This is a genomic window from Streptomyces sp. ISL-98, assembly GCF_018614055.1.
GTDB classification, from domain to species: Bacteria; Actinomycetota; Actinomycetes; order Streptomycetales; family Streptomycetaceae; genus Streptomyces; species Streptomyces spiramyceticus.
Map to the genome: position 1 here is coordinate 62,984 of NZ_JAGGPB010000012.1, position 18,926 is coordinate 81,909.

General features: G+C 72.1%; 16 protein-coding genes. 3 read left to right on the top strand and 13 right to left on the bottom strand.

The window, feature by feature from the left end; translation table 11 throughout:
• Positions 1–45 precede the first annotated feature (45 nt).
• Positions 46–906: a 3-hydroxybutyryl-CoA dehydrogenase gene (locus J7I98_RS09000; protein WP_214920140.1), complete on the bottom strand. Its 861-nt coding sequence runs from the start codon at positions 904–906 to the stop codon at positions 46–48.
• 172 nt (positions 907–1,078) lie between these two features.
• Here J7I98_RS09000 and J7I98_RS09005 point away from each other — a divergent pair, with 172 nt between their 5' ends.
• Complete coding sequence (locus tag J7I98_RS09005) at positions 1,079–2,314, top strand: glycoside hydrolase family 10 protein (protein ID WP_214920083.1); 1,236 nt, start codon at positions 1,079–1,081, stop codon at positions 2,312–2,314.
• A gap of 39 nt (positions 2,315–2,353) precedes the next feature.
• On the opposite strand, the gene J7I98_RS09010 is transcribed toward J7I98_RS09005, so the two are convergent.
• Entirely contained in the window at positions 2,354–2,548 is a 195-nt protein-coding gene (locus J7I98_RS09010) for a DUF1918 domain-containing protein (protein WP_214920084.1), read from the bottom strand.
• A 99-nt stretch (positions 2,549–2,647) separates the two neighbouring features.
• Entirely contained in the window at positions 2,648–3,634 is a 987-nt protein-coding gene (locus J7I98_RS09015; protein ID WP_214920085.1) for a DMT family transporter, read from the bottom strand.
• Here J7I98_RS09015 and J7I98_RS09020 point away from each other — a divergent pair.
• Together J7I98_RS09020 and J7I98_RS09025 are read left to right on the top strand one after the other, a co-directional pair.
• A complete protein-coding gene (locus J7I98_RS09020; protein WP_214920086.1) occupies positions 3,633–5,078 on the top strand; it encodes a PLP-dependent aminotransferase family protein in 1,446 nt (481 codons plus the stop codon). The two genes, J7I98_RS09015 and J7I98_RS09020, sit on opposite strands and share 2 nt — an antisense overlap.
• Positions 5,079–5,266: 188 nt before the next feature.
• Positions 5,267–5,842 (top strand): histidine phosphatase family protein, encoded by a 576-nt coding sequence (locus tag J7I98_RS09025; protein WP_214920087.1) that lies wholly within the window; start codon positions 5,267–5,269, stop codon positions 5,840–5,842.
• 16 nt (positions 5,843–5,858) lie between these two features.
• Here J7I98_RS09025 and J7I98_RS09030 read toward each other — a convergent pair whose 3' ends face one another.
• From J7I98_RS09030 to J7I98_RS09070, 10 genes are all read right to left on the bottom strand, one after another.
• Complete coding sequence (locus J7I98_RS09030; protein ID WP_214920088.1) at positions 5,859–7,016, bottom strand: methyltransferase; 1,158 nt, start codon at positions 7,014–7,016, stop codon at positions 5,859–5,861.
• Between the two features lie 33 nt (positions 7,017–7,049).
• The gene (locus tag J7I98_RS09035) at positions 7,050–7,820 is read right to left on the bottom strand and encodes a VOC family protein (protein WP_214920089.1); all 771 of its coding nucleotides are present in this window, start codon (positions 7,818–7,820) and stop codon (positions 7,050–7,052) included.
• Between the two features lie 376 nt (positions 7,821–8,196).
• A complete protein-coding gene (locus tag J7I98_RS09040; RefSeq protein ID WP_214920090.1) occupies positions 8,197–9,780 on the bottom strand; it encodes a CdaR family transcriptional regulator in 1,584 nt (527 codons plus the stop codon).
• Positions 9,781–9,874: 94 nt separating this feature from the next.
• Positions 9,875–10,981 carry an o-succinylbenzoate synthase gene (gene menC / locus J7I98_RS09045; protein WP_214920091.1) on the bottom strand — a complete coding sequence of 369 codons (1,107 nt, stop codon included), beginning with the start codon at positions 10,979–10,981 and terminating at the stop codon, positions 9,875–9,877.
• Positions 10,978–11,949 carry a GNAT family N-acetyltransferase gene (locus J7I98_RS09050; protein WP_214920092.1) on the bottom strand — a complete coding sequence of 324 codons (972 nt, stop codon included), beginning with the start codon at positions 11,947–11,949 and terminating at the stop codon, positions 10,978–10,980. Before J7I98_RS09050 ends, menC begins: the two co-directional genes overlap by 4 nt.
• Positions 11,946–13,067 carry a M20/M25/M40 family metallo-hydrolase gene (locus J7I98_RS09055; RefSeq protein WP_214920093.1) on the bottom strand — a complete coding sequence of 374 codons (1,122 nt, stop codon included), beginning with the start codon at positions 13,065–13,067 and terminating at the stop codon, positions 11,946–11,948. The genes J7I98_RS09050 and J7I98_RS09055 overlap by 4 nt, the downstream gene beginning before the upstream one ends.
• Position 13,068: 1 nt before the next feature.
• Entirely contained in the window at positions 13,069–14,436 is a 1,368-nt protein-coding gene (locus tag J7I98_RS40890) for a serine hydrolase (protein WP_251020355.1), read from the bottom strand.
• Positions 14,429–16,354 (bottom strand): S9 family peptidase, encoded by a 1,926-nt coding sequence (locus J7I98_RS42545; protein ID WP_308377711.1) that lies wholly within the window; start codon positions 16,352–16,354, stop codon positions 14,429–14,431. Before J7I98_RS42545 ends, J7I98_RS40890 begins: the two co-directional genes overlap by 8 nt.
• Positions 16,351–17,085 carry an ATP-binding cassette domain-containing protein gene (locus J7I98_RS09065; RefSeq protein ID WP_308377712.1) on the bottom strand — a complete coding sequence of 245 codons (735 nt, stop codon included), beginning with the start codon at positions 17,083–17,085 and terminating at the stop codon, positions 16,351–16,353. The genes J7I98_RS42545 and J7I98_RS09065 overlap by 4 nt, the downstream gene beginning before the upstream one ends.
• Entirely contained in the window at positions 17,082–18,926 is a 1,845-nt protein-coding gene (locus tag J7I98_RS09070; protein WP_214920094.1) for a dipeptide/oligopeptide/nickel ABC transporter permease/ATP-binding protein, read from the bottom strand. The genes J7I98_RS09065 and J7I98_RS09070 overlap by 4 nt, the downstream gene beginning before the upstream one ends.

The following is an 18,926-nucleotide window of genomic DNA, read 5'->3' on the forward strand; positions in this document are numbered from 1 at the left end:
TGTGTGCGGGGCATATGCGTGTACGCCCCGCACACTCCGTGCGAATCAGGAGTACGGGTAGAACCCGGAGCCCGTCTTACGTCCGAGCCTGCCCGCGTCCACCATGCGCTGCAGCAGCGGGGGCGCGGCGTACAGCGGCTCCTTGAACTCGGCATACATCGAGTCGGCGACCGAGGCGACCGTGTCGAGGCCGATGAGGTCCGCGAGCTTGAGCGGGCCCATGGGGTGGGCGCAGCCCAGCTCCATGCCGTTGTCGATGTCCTCGCGGCTCGCGATGCCCGACTCGAACATCCGGATCGCCGAGAGCAGATACGGGATGAGGAGCGCGTTCACCACGAAGCCCGAGCGGTCCTGCGCGCGGATCGCGTGCTTGTCGAGCACGTTCTGCACGACGGCCTCGGCGCGCTTGACCGTCTCCTCGGAGGTGGTCAGCGCCGGGATCAGCTCGACGAGCTTCTGCACCGGGGCCGGGTTGAAGAAGTGGATGCCGATGACCTGGTCCGGGCGGGAGGTGGCGACGGCCAGCTTCACCAGGGGGATCGAGGAGGTGTTGGAGGCGAGGATCGCGTCCGGCCGGGTCACCACCTGGTCGAGGACCTGGAAGATCTCGGTCTTGATCGCCTCGTTCTCGACGACGGCCTCGATGACGAGGTCGCGGTCGGCGAACTCCCCGAGGTCGGTCGTGAAGCTGAGGCGGGCGAGCGTGGCGTCGCGCTCCTCCTCGGTGATCTTGCCGCGTTCGGCGGCCTTCGAGAGGGAGTTGTAGAGCCGGGTGCGGCCGATCTCCAGGGCCTCGCCCGTGGTCTCGGCAACCTTCACCTCGAGGCCGCTGCGGGCACACACCTCGGCAATGCCTGCGCCCATCTGGCCGCAGCCCACTACTCCGACGCGTTGCACATCCGCCATGGAGTCCGTCACATCGTGCCTTTCGCTGATCAACAGTTCGGCAGGCATACCGTGTGGTTACGGTGCCCGCCTCGGCCCCCGACGTTACTCCGGACCTACGTGTGCGTGAGGGGCCGGGGCGGGAATGCTCTGCGGGTACGACGGGACGTACACATCGACCGAGGGACGAAGCATGGTGCATATCGGGCGAAGAGGGCTATTGATGGGCGCGGCCGGGGCGCTGTCCGTGCTCGCGGTTTCGGGAGACGCAGCGGCGGCCGCCCGGCGGCGCCGCGACCCGAAGCGCGAGTTCCGCGGCATGTGGCTGGCGAGCGTCGTCAACCGGGACTGGCCGTCCAGGCCGGGCCTCACCGCCGACCAGCAGCAGACCGAGCTCCTGGCCCACTTGGACGCAGCGGTACGGCGCAGGCTGAACGTGGTGGTCTTCCAGGTGCGGCCGACGGCCGACGCCCTGTGGCCCTCGCCGTACGAGCCGTGGTCCCAGTACCTCACCGGCGTCCAGGGCAAGGACCCCGGCTGGGATCCGCTCGGGACGGCGGTGCGGGAGGCGCACGAGCGCGGCCTTGAGCTGCACGCCTGGTTCAACCCGTACCGGGTGGCGACGCACACGGACCCCTCGAAGCTGGTGGCCGACCATCCCGCGCGCGTGCACCCGGACTGGGTGCTGCCGTACGGCGGGAAGCTCTACTACAACCCGGGGCTGCCCGAGGTCAGGCGCTTCGTCCAGGACGCGATGCTCGACGCGGTGAGCCGCTACGACATCGACGCCGTGCACTGGGACGACTACTTCTACCCGTATCCGGTGGCGGGACAGACCTTCGCCGACGACGAGGCGTACGCCCGCTACGGATCCGGATTCCCGGACCGGGCCGCCTGGCGGCGCGACAACACCGACCGTCTGGTCAGCGAGATGGCCACCCGGATCAAGCAGGTCAAGAAGGATGTGCGCTTCGGGATCAGCCCCTTCGGGGTGTGGCGCAATGCCTCGACCGACCCGCTGGGCTCGCCGACCCGGGCCGGTGCGCAGACGTACGACGATCTGTACGCCGACACCAGGAAATGGGTCAAGGAGGGCTGGCTCGACTACATCGTCCCGCAGCTGTACTGGAACATCGGCCTCGAAGCCGCCGACTACGCCAAGCTGCTGCCCTGGTGGTCGGACGTCGCACGCGGCACGGGCGTCGACCTGTACATCGGCGAGGCCCTCTACAAGGCCGGCGACCCGGCCCAGCCCGCCGCCTGGCAGGATCCGGCGGAACTCTCGCGCCATCTGACGCTCGCCAAGAACCACGCCGAGGTGCGCGGCCATGTTTTCTTCTCGGCGAAGGAGGTCACGGCGGACCGCATCGGGGCAATGGACCGGGTAGTGGCGGACCACTACCCGGACAGGGTCAAACCGCCCCGCTGACTCTTATTGCCAAAGGTGCTGGGTGCTCGTGCTCGGTGCTTACTTTGTCGGGCCCTTGTGCTGTACGACAGCGTCCGGCCCCGGCGACACCACCGCCTCGTGTCCGTCGTCGAAGCGGACACGGAACGGCGGGTTGCCCTCGGGGCCCATCACCTCGACGATCTTCGCGACCTTGTCCTCGTGACCCACGGTCCTGCCATGCACCAGCAGCTGGTCGCCCACGCTCGCTTGCATCGGGAGTGCCCTTCTTGAGGCTTCCGGTAGGTACGGCCAGTCTAAGGCCGTGGGCGGGAGTTGGGCCTGTCCTGTTCAGCCGTTCAGGTCCGCGCGCGTTCAGGCCCGTGCCCGCTGGGTGACCGCGATGCAGACCAGCACGCCGACGGCGGCGAGCGGGGCGGCGGGGGAGAGGTGCTCGCCGAGCAGGGCGACCGACCAGACCAGGGTCAGCAGCGGCTGGGCGAGCTGGAGCTGGCTCGCCTTGGACACGCCGATCTCGGCCATGCCGCGGTACCAGACCACCAGGCCGAGGAACTGCGAGCCCGCGGCGACCCACAGGAGCCCCGCGATGCTGTGCGCCGTGAGGTGCACCGGTTCGCAGGTGAGCGCAACGGCCGCCGCGGGTACGGCGAGCGGCAGGCAGAGAACCAGCGCCCAGCCGATGACCTGCCAGCCGGGCATCTGCCGCGCCAGCCTGCCGCCCTCGGTGTAGCCCGCCGCGCACACCAGCAGCGCGCCGAAGAGATACAGGTCGCCGGCGGACAGTGCACCGCCGCTCTGCTGCACCGTGAACGCGATCACCACGGCGGCGCCGGCCAGGGCCGCCAGCCAGAAGGCGCGGGACGGCCTGGCTCCGGTGCGCAGCGCCGAGAGGGCGGCGGTCGTCAGGGGCAACAGGCCGACCACCACGGCGGCGTGCGAGGTCGTCGAGGTCTGGAGGGCGAGCGTCGTCAGCATCGGGAAGCCGAGCACAACCCCGCCGCCGACCACTGCGAGACCGGCCCAGTGGCGGCGGGCGGGCAGCGGGACGCGCAGGGCGATCAGGGCTGCGCCGGCTATGACGGCGGCGAGGACGCTGCGTACGGCGACGAGCGACCAGGGGCCGAAGCCTTCGAGGCCCCAGGCGGTGGAGGGGAACGTGAGCGAGAAGGCGGTGACGCCCAGCGCGGCGAGGAGGGTGCCGGTGCGGCTGCTGCTTCGGGCGCCGGGGGTCGGGCTGTCGCTGTGGGTGCTGGTCGCCGGGCTTTTGCTGCGGGTGCCGGTGGCCTGGCTGCCGCTGACCGCTACTGCGATTCCGTTGGTAGCGCTATTCTGTGCTGTCATGTATGAGCGTAGCAGTGTGGCCGAACTGGCGAAATCCCTCAGGCAAGAGCTCAACCGCTACTCGCCTGGTGGAAAGCTGCCGTCGAGCCGGGTACTTGTCGAGCGCTACCGGGTGAGCCCGGTGACGGTCTCCCGTGCACTCGCCCAGCTCGCCGCCGAGGGCCTGGTCGTCACCCGGCCCGGCGCCGGTGCCTTCCGGGCGCAGCCGCGTACGGACGCCGCCGATGCCGCGCCCGGTGACACGTCCTGGCAGGAGGTGTCGCTCAGCGCCGACGGAGCCATCGAACTCGTACCTCGCTCGGTCGACGCCTCGGGCGTCCTCGTCACGCTGGCCGCACAGCCGCCCGGCGTCATCGAGTTCAACAGCGGCTACCTCCACGCCTCCCTCCAGCCCGAGCGGGCCATGGCCGCCGCGCTCGCCCGCGCGGGGCGGCGGCCCGGCGCGTGGGGGCGGCCGCCCGTCGACGGCGTCCCCGAGCTGCGGGAATGGTTCGCCCGGGGGATCGGCGGCGCCGTGACGGCCGCCGAGGTGCTGATCGCTGCGGGCGGCCAGAGTGCGTTGACCACGACGCTGCGCGCGCTCGCCCCGCCCGGCGCACCGGTGCTGGTCGAGTCGCCGACGTACCCCGGCATGCTGGCGATCGCGCGGGCGGCGGGGCTGCGGCCGGTGCCGGTGCCGGTGGACTCGGACGGTGTACGTACGGACCTCCTCGCGGCGGCCTTCAAGGCCACCGGCGCCCGGGTCTTCGTCTGCCAGCCGCTCTTCCAGAACCCGACCGGCGCGGTGCTCTCCGCCGAGCGCCGGCCGGAGGTGCTGCGGATCGCCAGGGAGGCCGGGGCGTTCGTCGTCGAGGACGACTTCGTACGGCGCTTGGTGCACGACGATGCGGGGCCGCTGCCGAGGCCGCTCGCCACTGATGATCACGACGGTGTGGTGGTCCACGTCTGCTCGCTCACCAAGGCCACTTCGCCCAGCTTCCGGGTGTCTGCGCTGGCCGCGCGGGGGCCTGTGCTGGAACGGCTGCGTGCGATTCAGGTGGTCGAGAGCTTCTTCGTGCCGCGGCCGTTGCAGGAGGCGGCCGTCGAACTGGTCGGTTCGCCGGCGTGGCCGCGCCATCTGCGGAGCGTGGCGGCGGAGTTGAGGGCGCGACGCGAGGCGATGACTGCGGCGCTGCGGCTGAACCTGCCGGAGCTTGCTCTGCCGCATGTGCCGACGGGCGGCTACCACCTGTGGCTGCGGCTGCCGGACGGGGCCGACGAGGGTGCGCTGGTCTCGGCCGCGCTCCGGGCGGGGGTGGCGATCGCCCCGGGTCGCCCGTACTTCAGCGCGGAGCCGACGGCGGGGTATGTCCGGCTGAGCTTTGCGGGGGTGGCGGGGGTGGCGGAGATCGGGGAAGGGGTGCGGAGGCTGCGCAGCGCGGGGGAAGGGTTGCTGGGGAGGTAGGGGGGTGCGGGGCGGTTGAGGGTGTGAGGTGCGGGCGGTTCGGTGCGCGGTGCCGTGCGGGTTGCCTGCGGCGCGGTTCCCCTCCCGCCCCTTCCCGAATGTCACAGCGGGTACGGGCGGGTAGGGGAAAAGCGCCGCGGACCGGCAAAGCCTTGACCCGCCGCGCTTTCCGATCCACGATCGCCGCCATGAACATTCGGGTCACCCTCGTCGCCGCCGCCCGCAGCTCCGCGCGGCTTGCTGAGCGGTTCGAGGACGACCGGCCGCTCGACCGGACCGGCTGGGAGGAGGTGCAGCTCGTCGCGCACACCCTCGTGCCGCTCGCCGCGGCCGACCTGCGCTACTGCTCGCCCAGCGCCCGTAGCCGCGCCACCGGCGAGGCCCTCGGCCTCTGGCCCCTCGTCCAGCCCGCGCTGCGCGACTGCGACATGGGCCGCTGGCGCGGCCGGACGCTCGGCGAAGTCGCGGCGTACGAGCCGGACGCCGTCGACCTCTGGCTCTCCGACCCCCGCTCCACCCCGCACGGCGGCGAGTCCCTGCTGGCCTTCATCTCGCGCATAGGCCGCTGGCTGGACACCCGGCCCGCCGACGACGGGAGCGCCGTCGTCGCGGTCGCCGAGCCCGCCGTCGTACGGGCCGCGCTGGTGTACTCCCTGAAGGCGCCGCCGTCCGCGTACTGGAACGTGGACGTCCGGCCCCTTTCGACCGTGCGGCTCAGCGGGCAGCCTGGGCGGTGGAGTCTCTGCCTCGAAGCAGGGATCTGAGCGGTGGGATCCGACGTCAGCGCTTGACTGCTCGCAGCACTACGAACTTCGGGTCGCTCGCCACCAGCTCGCTGTTGCCGAAGATCCTGCGCAGCGTCACGTGGTAGCCCAGGTGCCGGTTGCCCACGACCCACAGCTCGCCGCCGGGGCGCAGCGCCGCCCGCGCGCCGGTGAACATCCGCCGGGATGTCGCGTCGGTCGTCGCCTGGTGGCTGTGGAACGGAGGATTGTTGAGTACGAGATCCACCGACCCCGCCGGTACGCCCGACAGGCCGTCCCCGACGAGGAATTCCGCCTTGGCGTCCGCCTCGGCGTTCGCCCGGAACGTGGCCTCCGCCGACGCCACCGCCTGGAACGACTCGTCGACGAACAGCGTCTCCGCCTCCGGGTTGGCCAGCGCCGCCGCCGTACCGACCACCCCGTTGCCGCAGCCCAGATCCACGACCCGCTCGGAGCCCCGGCGCTGCGGGAGGTGTCGCAGGAAGAACCTCGTACCGATGTCGAGACGCTCGGCGCAGAAGACGCCCGCGTGGTTCGTGACGGTCCGTCCGGACACCACTCCGACGTCGGCGGGCAGCGCATAGCTGTGCGGCCACGGGTTGCCGCCCCGGGGGAGCCCGGGGTCCGGCGTACAGAAGATGAGACGCGCCTTCTTCGCCGCCAGCGACGTCCTCGTCGTGCCGAGGATCCGCTCGAACAGCCTCAGCGTGGAGGTGTGGATCTCCTTGACCATGCCCGTACCGACGACGACGGTGTCCGCGTGGATGTGCGGCGCCAGACGGTGCAGCTGGTCCTCCAGCAGCGCGAGGCTCTTCGGTACGCGGATCAGCAGTACGTCGATCCGGTCCGGTGGCGTCTCCCGCGTCGAAAGCAGCCGCACCACCGCCGCGTCGATGCCGTTGCGCTCCAGGTTCGCCCGGGTGGCCCGCTGGGCGAGGTACGAGTCGGTGATCTGCACGGGGCGGGACCCGGCGAGCGCGGTGGCCAGCGCGCCCCACCGGTCGCCCACCACGACGACGGTGCCGGACAGGTCGGTCGCCGGACCGTCGCCCGTTCCCTCGAGATGCCGCAGCAGATATTCGTCGGCTGCGTCCCAGGCGCGAAGCCTGTCGCGGGGGTCCTCGGGGAAACGGGCGAGGGCGAACTCGCCCAGTGACGTCGTCAAATGGTTCATTGTGCCCTCAGGCTAACCGAGCCCCCGACCTGCTCACCCCGTGGTCACGGGCCTCGCGATCACGCTGAAGCGAGTGCCGAAGGGGTCGGTGATCTCCGCCGTGCGGCCGTACGGCGAGTCGGAGGTGGCACCGGCCGTTCCTCCCGCCGCGACGGCACCCTCCACCAGGGCGTCGGTGTCCGCGACCTCGAAGGTGGTCTGCCAGGCGGAGGACGAGGCACCGGGGTCACCGAAGATGCCGCCGATCTCGTGGCCGTCCGGGCGGCGCAGGAAGGTGAAGTCGAAACCGGGGAGGTCGTCGTTGCCGTCGAGGGTGAAGCCGAACACGGCCGTGTAGAAGTCACGGGCGGGTCCGGGAGCCGGGGTGGCGAGGTCATTGCGTACGAGCGAGGCGGGCTCGTTCACGATCTGGCAGCCGGGATGGGTGTCACCCTGCCAGAGCCCGAACTCGGCTCCGACGGAGTCCTTGGCCAGCGCCGTACGGGCCAGGGCCGCGACGCCAGGCGGGCTCGGCAGCAGGGTGCCGCCCGCGTCGACGACGCGTTTGGCGGTGTCGTCGCAGTCCTGCGTGGCGAAGTACATGCGCCAGAGGGGAGGGGCTTCGGAAGCCGGCGCGGGGCGCAGACCTGCGACGGGCAGGCCGCGCAGGAGGCATGTGGTGTAGCCGCCCGCTTCCGTCGGTGTCCGGCTGAACTCCCAGCCGAACAGCGTTCTGTAGAACTCCCTCGCGCGTGCGATGTCCGGGACGTCGAGGTCGATCCAGGTGGGGGTGCCGTCGGGCTGGTATGTCGTGACGAGGCTCATCCGCTGCGCTCCTGATGTCCGGGGCCGGGCGTTCGACGCTAGACCGGAAGGAGGTCAGTGGCTGTCCTAGAACCTCCGAAGTGCGGGTGGTGCCCTGCGGGGCTGTTCCCCTTCCCGCCCGTTCCCGAACTGGGGGCAAGCCCCCAGGCCCCGGGACGCCTTTGGGGGGTCCCCCCGGACGAAGTCTGGGGAGTGTCCTCAATCGCCGGATGGACTGGATTTTCCGGCCCGGCCGGAAAGTCTCAGCCCCTGGGGGTCCCCTGGACGTAGCCCTTGGGGGAGTTTGAGGAGCAGGGTCTTGGGCGGAGCCCCCGCGCGGCGGCAGCCGCAAACTGTCACAGCGGGAAGGGCGGGGCGAGGAAAGGCCCGCCCCCGCCTACCGCGCCCCCGGCCCCAGCCGCAATTGCAGCATCGCTTCGAATCGTGCCTCCGGGTCCGTGAGGTCGAGGCTCGCCACCTCCGCCAGGCGCTTCAGGCGGTACCGGAACGTGTTCGGGTGGACGTGCACCGCGGCAGACGCCGCGATGACGTCCCCGAACGTGCTCAGCCACGCCGCCAGCGTCTCCGTGAGCGCCGTGTTGTGTTCGGCGTCGTAGGCGCGCAGGCGTACGACGGGACCGTCGGGCAGGTCGTCCTCCGCCGCCATCCGGTCGCCGAGCTCGACCAGGAGGGACGCGACGTACACGTCCGAGAGCCGGGCGGCCCTGACCGGGGAGCGTCCGTCGCGCAGCACCCGCAGTGCCCGGTCCGCGTCCGAGCGCGACCTGCGCAGTTCGGCCGGCCGCATCGCCAGCCTGCCGATGCCGATGACCGCGGGGACGCGGGTGCCGATCCGGCCGAGAAACGTTTCCGCCACCCGTAGCGCGGGCTCGTCGGAGGCGGTCGGCAGGATCGCGTACGCGACGCCGCCGAGCGAGGCCGTGGCGGTTCGCGGGTGGATGGCGGCGAGGTGCAGAGCCAGCGCTTTGGAGACGCGGTGGCCGACCGCCACGCGGTCGGGGGCGGACGAACCGCCGGTCACCGCCAGCGCCAGAACGCAGGCGGGCTGGTCCGAGAGCCCCAGCCGTACCGCCGCGTCCGGCGCCCCCGCACCGCCCTCCAGAACCGTCGCGAGCAGGTCGGCCTGGAGCCGGTGCTCGACGTCTTCCCCCGCCCTTCGGCGCAGCAGATGCAACGCGGCCACCTTCGCCGCCTCGGCGAGGGACCGCTCCCGGTCCTCGGTGAGCGGCTCGCGGACCACGACCCAGATGGAGCCGAGGATTTCCCCGCCGGCCCGCACGGCGATCGCCACCCGGGGCTTCTCCGCGACACCCTCCACATAGACCGGCCGGTCGCTCCGGTAGAGCGCGTGGAAGGCGCCGCGTTCTTCCAGGATGCGGAGCTTCTCGCCGGGCACCTGGCGCTCCAGGATCGTGGCGATCCTGGCCTCGTCGCCCTCCTCCTGCCTGCTGGAGAAGGCCAGCACCCGGCCGTTGCGGTCCTCCACGGTCACCGGGCCGTCGAGCAGCGCGGCGACCGCGTTGGCCAGGGCGAACAGATCTCCGGCGAGCGGCTCGCCCGGGTCGTCCGCCTCGCCCGTACCGTCCACGGCGAGCAGTGACCGCAGCAGCGTGGCGACCGGGGCCCACGACGCGCCCGGCGTCAGGCCGAGGACCGGGATGCCGGTACGGGTGACGGCGTCCTTCACCGCGCCGTCCACCGCGACGGGGGACCGTACGATCACGGCCGCCGCCCCGAGACCCGCCGCCCGCTCGACCAGTGCGGCCACCTGGTCGGCGCCGTAGACCCCGACGCCCAGGACCACCGCGTCGGGCAGCCGGGTCGGTTCGTCCTGGGGGTCGTGGATGAGTACGCTGCCGACGGGCCGCGTCGGGTCCGGCTCGCCCGCCACGACCTCGACCAGCGTCGACCCGAGGTCGGTGAGGATGCGGCCAAGTACGGACCTCGGCGGCGCCGTCATGAACCGGGAATGTCGACCGGGATCCGGGCGGCGGCGGCAGTGCCGGTCAAGCGGTCGTCGGCGGGCGTCGCACCGCCCGCCTCGTCGACTTCGCTCACCGGCCTATCCACTCCGTGGACACGGTGACTTCGGCGAGCCGTTCGGGGACGGGCGAGACCCCGATCCCCGGGCCCTGCGGGACCAGTAGATGCCCGTCCTGGAGGACGAAGGGCTCGGTGATGTCGGTCATGTAGTACCTCCCAGAGGCCGAGGTGTCGCCGGGCAGAGTGAATCCGGGCAGTGCGGCCAGCGCGACATTGGCGGCCCGGCCGAGCCCGGACTCCAGCATTCCGCCGCACCAGACGGGGACCCCGTGCGCCGCGCACACGTCGTGGATGCGCCGGGCCTCCAGATAGCCTCCTACCCGGCCCGGCTTGATGTTCACGATGGAGCAGGCGCCGAGCGCGATGGCGTCGGCGGCGGCCCGCGCCGAGACGATCGACTCGTCGAGGCAGATCGGGGTGCGCACGAGTCGCGCGAGCTGTGCGTGGCCCCTGATGTCCTCCTCGTCCAGCGGCTGTTCGATGAGGAGCAGCCCGAACTCGTCGAGGCGGGCCAGGTGTTGTGCGTCGGCCACGGTGTAGGCGGTGTTGGCGTCCACCTGGAGGAGTACGTCGTCGCCGAAGCGTTCGCGGACGGCACGGACCGGTTCCACGTCCCAGCCCGGCTCGATCTTGAGCTTGATCCGCAGGTAACCGTCGGCGAGATAGCCCTCGACCGCGTCGAGCAGTTCCGGCACCGAGTCCATGATCCCCACCGAGACTCCGGCGGGCACCCGGTCGGCCGTCGCCCCGAGCCACTCCCCGAACGACAGTGCGCTCGCCCGTAACCAGGCGTCGAGCACCGCCGTCTCCAGGGCAGCCTTGGCCATCCGGTGGCCCTTGAACGCGGCGAGCGCCGGCGCCACCGCCCGCGGGTCGAGCTCGGGCGGCCCCAGCAGCGCGGGGACCAGGAAGCGGCGCAGTACGTCGATGGCCCCGTCGGTGTACTCCGGCGAGTACACCGGGTCGGTCATGGTCACGCACTCGCCGTAGCCTTCGCCGTCGGCGGTCTCGATCCTGACCAGCAGGATGTCCCTGGTCGTCTGCGTCCCGAACGACGTACGGAACGGCGACACCAACGGCATTGCGATTCGGCGCAGTTCCACACCGACAGGTTTCACCGGAATTCACCTCCCGTGGGCGGTGCGGGTCGCCCGGCTGACCTGCTTGTCCGGCCGGGGGTCCGGGGGTTGTCCCCCGGGGAAATGCAGCATGACCGCCCTTCCTGAGCTTCCTGAGGTCGTTCGATCACGTACCAGCCGTCCCGGATGAAGCCGGTAACGGCCCGCCCTTCGGACATTAGCCCGCCGAGCACCTCCCGAACCGCGGATCTCCAGTCCCGTGCGGCCTCCGGGTCGGCGCGGCGCAGCGCCTCGATGTCCGACGGCACCCGGACCAGGACGACTTCGCCGTCCCCCCGGCCCGCCACCGGCCGCCCGTCGGGCTTGGCGTCGAGGCCGACCACCGGCTCCGCGCCGAGCCCGGCGAGGTCCACGGCGGCCGGCTGCCCGGCGCAGGCGCGTGCGGTGCGCTTACCGGCCAGCTCCCAGTGGACGAGCAGGCGGTCGGTCTCGGTGCCCGCGTTCACCTCGTCCCGCATCGCGCCGTAGAAGTTCGACAGGTACTCGGCGGGAGTGGCGCCCAGCTTCGCCAGGTTGAAGTAGGCATTGCGGCCGACCAGCGGGTCGTACGTCCATGTCACCGTCGTGATGCCCCGCTCCAGCGACCACGCCCGCTGGTGCAGCTTGATCGCGAAGCCCACATTCCGGCCCCGCGTCACGCCCTCCACGGCGGCGATGTGCGAGTGCAGCCCCGCCGTCGCGAGGAAGCCGAGGCATGCCCCGACCATCCGGCCGTCCTCGTAGGCGCCGACGGCGTAGCTGCCCGAGTGCGCCACCACGCGCAGAAGTTCCGGCGTCATCAGCGGGTTGTCCGGCTCGGGCCGCCACACCCGGTCGAGGAGCAGGCACGCCTCGCGCATCTCCGTCAGCTCGTGCAGCTCGCGGATACGCACTCCGGCGACCGAGGCGGCCCGGTCCGCCGCCGTCACCGCGTCTCGCACCACGCTCTGCGGGTTCGGGTCAGTCACTTGCGCTCCCCGGCCAGTTCGTGGACCAGGGCGGTCACCAGGGCTGCGCGGCGCGGGAGTTCGGCCACGACCACGTGCTCGTCGTCGGCGTGTGCTCCTCCGCCGACCGCGCCGAGCCCGTCCAGGGTGGGTGCTCCCGCGCCGGCCGTGAGGTTCCCGTCGGAGCCGCCGCCCACCGATACGCCCTGGAGGTCCCCGTACCCCAGCGCGTCGTACAGCTTGCGGGCTCGTACGAACAGCGCCGCCGACGACTCGTGCTGCAGAGGCGCCCGGGCCGGCCCGCCGGACAGGCTGAGCGTGGCGCCCGCGAGCACCGGCGGCAGGCCGCGGAACGCCGCGTCCACGCGAGCCTGTTCGGCGGTGGTCCATGCCCGGACGTCCACGAGCACCTCCGCCGAGGCGGGGACCGTGTTGCGCGTGGTGCCCGACGTCAGCACGGTCGGGGTCACCGACGTACCGGCGCCCGGATCGGCGAGCGCGGCGATCGCGAGGACCTGGTGGGCGAGTTCGACACTCGCATTCACCCCGAGGTGCGGTTCGAGACCGGCGTGCGCCGCCCGGCCTGTGATCCGCAGGTCGTACGTCGAAACGCCCTTGCGCGCGGTCTTCAGGGCACCTTCCGCACTGGCCTCAAGGACGAGGACGGCGCCGGTGCGGCGTGCCGCGGCCTCGATGAGTTCGCGCGACGTCGCCGAGCCCGTCTCCTCGTCGCTGGTCGCCAGAACGGTCACCCCGTCGAGGTCGTCGAGCACCGACAGGGCGTGGAAGAGCTGAACGAGACCGGACTTCATGTCGAAGCAGCCGGGCCCGGTGAGCCGCCCGCCGGTGACGGCATACGGATGGGTGGCGAGCGATCCCACGGGCCACACCGTGTCGAAGTGGCCGAGCAGCAGCACCCGGTCGCCGGAGCCGAACCGCCACCGCAGATGCGGTCGTCCTCCGGCGGTGAGGCGCTCGGGCGCCGAGCCGGTCAGCCGGGCTCCCAGGGCCGCGACCACCTCGGCGCACTTGGCGACGGCCGCCGGGTCGGCCGTCGGTGACTCGGTGGTGACCAGTTCCTCGATGTCGGCGAGGATGTCCGGCAGCCGGGCCTCCAGCGCCGCGCCGATGCCGCGCATGTCAGCTCACCTTCGGGGTCGCTCGGCCGCCGTGGTGCAGATAGCGGGAGCCGTCGGCGAGGGCGTAGAAGACCACAGGGAACCACTCCTTCAGGCCGTCCCGCCGTACGACGAACAGGCCGGGCTCCACCGGGTGCAGCTCGTGCTCCTCCTCCGGCTCGACATGGTCGACGAGGTCGGCCAGCTCGGCCGTGATCCGGTTGTTCAGGACGAGCTTGCCGTCCCGCTCCAGGACCTCCATGCGGGCCGAGGTCCGTTCGTACACGCCGAGGTAGTCCGCCGGGTCCACCGGCACAGGTTCCTTCGCGGGCGCGATCGGCGTGGGCATCGTGACGCCTGCCAGCTCGGCGAAGATCTCCCGGAAGAGGTCCTCGTAAAGGCCCATCGTGTCGCCGCCGTTGGTGAGCAGGCACACCGCGAGCTCCGCGTCGGGGAGCACGCGCAGGAACGCGGACTGCCCGATGGTGTCGCCGTCGTGCCCGTACAGCCGCCGCCCGTCCCACTCGCACAGGATCCAGCCGAGCCCCCACGCGTCGCCGAACAGGTACGGGTCGGGCAGCTTCACCTGGGGACTGCGCATCGCCTCGGTGCTCCCGGGCGCCAGCAGCCGCCTGCCGTCGGCGGCGAGCCCGCCGCTCAGGTGCAGGGCCGCGAAGGCCAGCACGTCCCTGGGCGTCGAGCAGATCAGCCCGGCGGGTCCGGCCGACCGCATCAGCATCCAGCGCGGCGCCACTTCGAGCGGCTCACCGACATGCCCGGCGGCGGCCCGGAAGCGCAGGGCGTCCTCCGGCAGGGTCACCGTGTGGGTGAGGCCGAGCGGGCGGTAGAGGCGCTCACGCATCAGCTCGTCCCACTGGACGCCGGTGACCCGCTCCTGGACCCGGCCGAGCAGCGAGAATCCGGCGTTGCAGTACGACATGGTCGCGCCGAGCGGGTGGTTGGCGGCGACGCCGGGCAGCAGGGCGGCGTACTTCTCCAGGCAGTCGTCGCCCCGGCCCGTGTCGGCGAAGAAGTCTCCGTCGATACCGCTGGTATGGGTGAGGAGGTGACGCAGCGTCACGCCTTTGGTGAGCGCCTCGTCGGCCAGGCGCAGTTCGGGGAGCACCGAGACGATGGGCTCGTCCAGGTCGAGTACGCCCTCGTCCACGAGGATCATGGCGACCGTGGTGGTCCACACCTTGGAGATCGAGCCGATCTGCCACAGGGTCTCGGTGGTCGCCTCGATCCCGGCGCCCGCATTGGCCAGCCCGGTGGCAGCCTCGGTCAGCTGCCCGCGGGAGAGGATGCCGAGGCTCGCGCCGGGCACTCCGTGACGGGCTGCCAGCTCGGCGAGCCGGGCCGGCCAGTGGCCCGTGGTCTGTTCAGTCATGATCAGCTCCTGCCGTACGGAGGGCGGTGTGACCGGTGACCCAGCCGGCGAGGCGGCGGGAGTAGTCGGCGCGGTGAGAAGGCCTGCCGCTGAGGATGAACAGATGCGACGCGCCCGGATAGCGCACCAGGCGGACGGGTACGTCCCGGACCCGCAGCGCGTGGAACCACTGCTCGGCCTGGCCGACGGGACAAGTGTCGTCGGCTTCGCCGTGCAGGATCAGCGTCGGCGCGCGCACCGCGTCCACGTGGCTGAGCGGGGACAGCGCGACCTGCCGGTCGCGGTCGCCGATCTCGGTGGTGAACAGGTCGTGACCGGTGTCGGAGGTGCCGGCCATGCTGATCAGATCCGTGACGACTCCGCCCGGTACGACGGCGGCGAAGGCATCGCTGCGGGCCGACAGCCAGCAGGCCAGGTAGCCGCCGTAGCTGTAGCCGGTCAGTGCGATCCGCCCGGGGTCGGCGAGCCCCTCGGCGACCAGCTCGGCGACCGGTTCGAGTACGTCCTTCTCGTCGGCGTCGCCCCAGGCCCCGATCGCGGCGGTGTAGAACGCCTCGCCGTAGCCGTCGCTGCCCCGGATGTTCAGCGCGAGGATCGTCCAGCCGCGTGACGCGAGTTCCTGGTGGTAGAGGTGCACGGGGTCGGCGTGCGGAGACCAGGCGTTGTGCGGTCCGCCGTGCACGTCGACCAGCAGGGGGCCGTGCGGTGCCGCCTTGGGGTCCCGTACGACGAAACCGTGCACCCTGGTGCCGTCGGAGATGGTGAACTCCCGCTCGGTGGCGGGATGGAGCGTCACGCCGGGGAGGGCCTCCGCCGTGTGCTCGGTGACGCGGGTGGTGCTGCCGGTGTCGAGGTCGAGGAGTGCGATCTCGCCGAAACTCGACCGGTCGGACACCAGCAGCGCGGCTCGTCCGGCCTTCGCGGCGACCGAACAGCCGCCGACCCCGGTCCCTTCGGCCAGCGGGAATTCGGTGATTTTGTCTGCGGACAGCTGGTAGAGACGGGTTACGCCGCGGTCCCGGGCGCAGAAGACGATGTCGCCGCCCCGGAACTGCGGCAGTGCGCCCGGGTAACCGGGCCCGCCCGGCATCACGTTACGGTCCAGAGCCCCCGTCAGCGCGACGGGCGCCCCACCGTCCAGCGGCTGTCGCAGCAGGGCCAGATGACCGGCCGATACGGTCGTCCGCCCGACGACCAGAAGTGCGGTCCCGTCGGCGAACCAGTCGACGGGTCCTGTCAGGCCCGTGGCGGGCCCGGTGAGCCGAGGCATCGCGCCTTCCGCGTCCACGTCGATCACATAGGCGGCCGAAGCCCCCGTCACGTCGGTGTCGCCGCCGATCGACGCCGAGAAGGCGAGCCGGGAGCCGTCGGGCGACCAGGCGGGCGGGCCCGCGTGGAAGTCCCCGTCGGTCAGCTGCCGGGTCTCGCCCGTCGCCACGTCCGCCACGAACAGGTGCGTACGGACCGGGCCGAACGCCCCGTCGCCGTCGGCCTTGTAGCCGAGCCGGTCGATGACGACGGGCGCGGCCGGGTCGGGCCGGCACGCCGGTGCGGCGAAGGCGATCCGGGTCCCGTCCGGGCTCCAGACGGGCACACCGCCACCGTGCTCCTGCTCCCCGGTGGCCAGCGGCTCGGCCTCGCCGCCCGCGGCGGGCAGCAGATGGATCCGGCCCTCGCGCAGGAACGCCACCGTCGTGCCGTCCGGCGACCAGCGCGGCGCGGCATCGGCGGGCCCGCGGGTGAGGCGGCGTGCGGGGCCGCCGTCCGTGCGGACTTCCCACAGCGAGCAGGCGGGGCGGTCCTGTTCGGCGTCCTGGGTGGTCAGGGTGTAGACGACCCGGTCGCCGTCGGGCGACAGGACCGGGTTCGCGGGTATCGCGAACCGGTACAGATCGTCGATGTTCAGTGGCCTGGTCACGGGGCCTCCTCCAGGGTCGGCACGCAGGACAGCAGGGTCTTGGTCAGCTCGTGGTGGGGCCGCTCCAGCACGTCGTAGGTGGGTCCGCTCTCCACGACGCGGCCGGAGTCCATCACGGCCACCCGGTCGGCGAGATAGCGGACGACCGCCAGGTTGTGGGAGATGAAGAGCAGCGCGAAGCCCAGCTCGCGCTGGAGCCCGCGCAGCAGATTGAGGATGGCGCCCTGTACGGACACGTCGAGCGCCGAGGTGATCTCGTCGGCGATGAGTACGTCGGGCCGCGCGGCCAGCGCACGGGCCAGCGCCACCCGCTGCCGCTGACCGCCCGAGAGCGCCGCCGGAGTGAGGAGGGCGCGGCCGGGGTCGATGCCGACCAGCTCCAGGAACCGTGCCACCTCCCGGGTTCTGGCCGCCCGGCCGGTGCGCGGGAGGGCTTCCCCGACGGCGGCGCCGATGCTCATACGGGGATCGAGTGACGCGTACGGATCCTGGAAGACCAGCTGGACGGGGCCGCGGCCGGGACGCCTGCCGATGGGCCTGCCGTCCACGAGGATCTGGCCGGACGCGACAGGTGCGAGCCCCACGGCTGCCTTGCCGAGCGTCGACTTGCCGGACCCCGAGCCGCCGACCAGGCCGGTCACCGTACCGTCGAGGACATCGAGGTCCACGTCCCGCACTGCGGTGAAGCGCCCGTACCGCACGGTGATCCGGTGCATCTGGAGCGAGCTCACCTCGCCACCTCCAGTCCGGCCGGAGCCGTCACGGGGTACCAGCAGGCGACCCGCTTGTGCGGCCCGTGCTCGGCGAGGCCGGGAGCCGCGCTCCGGCACCTGTCTCTGGCCCGGTCGCAACGCGGCGCGAAGGGGCATCCTTCGGGCCGTTCGGCCGGTTCGGGCGGCCGGCCGGGGATGGTCGCCAGCTCGCGTTCCCGGTCGGTGGCCATGGTCGGGACCGCGCCGACCAGTGCGCGGGTGTACGGGTGCGCGGCCCGGGTGAGGAGGTCGTCGACGGGCAGTTCCTCGACGACGTGTCCCGCGTACATGACCAGGACCCGCTCGCAGACCTGCGCGACGACCGCGATGTCGTGGGAGATCAGCAGCAGCGCGGCCCCGGACCGGGCGCGTACCTCCGCGAGCAGGTCGAGGACCTGCTTCTGGACCAGCATGTCCAGTGCAGTGGTCGGCTCGTCGGCGATGATCAGCCTGGGTTCGCCCATCAGCCCCATGCCGATCATGGCGCGCTGCCGCATACCGCCGGAGTACTCGTGCGGCCGCTGTCTGGCCCGGCGGGCGGGTGAGGGGATCCGTACGGCCGTCAGCCGGTCGATCGCGCGGGCCGCCGCCCGCGAGCGGGAGGCGCCGAGGTGGACCTCCGCGACCTCGGCGAGCTGGCGGCCCACGCGCAGCGCCGGGTTGAGGGAGGCCATGGGGTCCTGGAACACCATGGCCAGGGACGTACCGAGTCGCGGGTTCGCGCGAAGGTCGTGGCCGTCGAAGCGGAGCGTTCCGGTCGAGACGCGGCCGGGGTGGGGGACCAGGCCCGCCAGCGCCAGGGCCGTGAGGCTCTTGCCCGATCCGGACTCGCCCACCAGGCCCACGGCTTCGCCCTCGGCGATGGCCAGGGAGATCCCGCGTACCGCCGCCTGACCGTCCGGGAACGACACCCGCAGGTCGTCGGCCTGGACCAGGACATCGCGCGGCGCCACCGGCTCCGGGGCCGGGACTTCATGGGCGGAGGCGCGCGGTGCGCTGTGCCCGCTGGCCTTGGCGACGACCTCGCCGGCCAGGCTGAACGCCATCCCGGTCAGTACGACGGCCACGCCGGGGGCCAGTGCGGCGACCGGGTTGACGTAGATACGGTCGAGCTCCTCGTTGAGCAGGCGTCCCCAGTCGTAACCGGGCGACTGCACGCCGAGTCCGAGGAACGACAGGCCCGAGAAGGCCACCACGATCCCGGCCGCCGCCTGCGCGGTGAACAGGACCGCCGGTTCGGCGATGTTCGGGAGCACATGGCGCAGCACCAGACGGAAACGGCCGACGCCCAGGATCCTCGCGGCCGCGACGTAGTCCGAACCCGCCACCGCTGCCGTCAGGTTCTGCACCAGCCGGGCCGACGGCGGGACCATCGCGAGGCCGACCGACAGCACCGCGCCGGTGGTCCCCACCCCGAAGATCGTCGCGAGGAAGAGGACGAAGAGCAGCCCCGGGAACGCCACAAGAACGCCCACGGCCGCCGTGATGAGACGGCCCGCGCGCCTGCCGAGCACCGCCGGGGCCAGGCCGAGCAGCAGTCCGCCCACGACGCCGATCGCCGTGGCCAGCAAGGTGAGTTGGAGCGTCAGCCGGGTCGCGACCACCACACGGGCGGCGATGTCCCGGCCCAGGTTGTCGGTGCCGAAGAGGTGTTCGGCGCTGCTGCCCTGGTTGATCGCGTCGGTGTTCACGCGGCTCGCGGCGGAGCCGAACAGCGGCGGGCCGAGGACGGCCACCAGGACGAGCACAGTGAGGGCGGCCAGCGCCGCGATGCCGAGTGGGGTCCTGAGGGTACGGCGGAGCCGGCCCGCGAACGACAT

Bases quoted from the DNA above. Each gene is read 5' to 3' on its own strand.
- J7I98_RS09000 (WP_214920140.1), bottom strand. From the start codon at position 906: ATGGCGGATGTGCAACGCGTCGGAGTAGTGGGCTGCGGCCAGATGGGC.
- J7I98_RS09005 (WP_214920083.1), top strand. From the start codon at position 1,079: ATGGTGCATATCGGGCGAAGAGGGCTATTGATGGGCGCGGCCGGGGCG.
- J7I98_RS09010 (WP_214920084.1), bottom strand. From the start codon at position 2,548: ATGCAAGCGAGCGTGGGCGACCAGCTGCTGGTGCATGGCAGGACCGTG.
- J7I98_RS09020 (WP_214920086.1), top strand. From the start codon at position 3,633: ATGTATGAGCGTAGCAGTGTGGCCGAACTGGCGAAATCCCTCAGGCAA.
- J7I98_RS09015 (WP_214920085.1), bottom strand. From the start codon at position 3,634: ATGACAGCACAGAATAGCGCTACCAACGGAATCGCAGTAGCGGTCAGC.
- J7I98_RS09025 (WP_214920087.1), top strand. From the start codon at position 5,267: ATGAACATTCGGGTCACCCTCGTCGCCGCCGCCCGCAGCTCCGCGCGG.
- J7I98_RS09030 (WP_214920088.1), bottom strand. From the start codon at position 7,016: ATGAACCATTTGACGACGTCACTGGGCGAGTTCGCCCTCGCCCGTTTC.
- J7I98_RS09035 (WP_214920089.1), bottom strand. From the start codon at position 7,820: ATGAGCCTCGTCACGACATACCAGCCCGACGGCACCCCCACCTGGATC.
- J7I98_RS09040 (WP_214920090.1), bottom strand. From the start codon at position 9,780: ATGACGGCGCCGCCGAGGTCCGTACTTGGCCGCATCCTCACCGACCTC.
- J7I98_RS09055 (WP_214920093.1), bottom strand. From the start codon at position 13,067: ATGCGCGGCATCGGCGCGGCGCTGGAGGCCCGGCTGCCGGACATCCTC.
- J7I98_RS40890 (WP_251020355.1), bottom strand. From the start codon at position 14,436: ATGACTGAACAGACCACGGGCCACTGGCCGGCCCGGCTCGCCGAGCTG.
- J7I98_RS09070 (WP_214920094.1), bottom strand. From the start codon at position 18,926: ATGTCGTTCGCGGGCCGGCTCCGCCGTACCCTCAGGACCCCACTCGGC.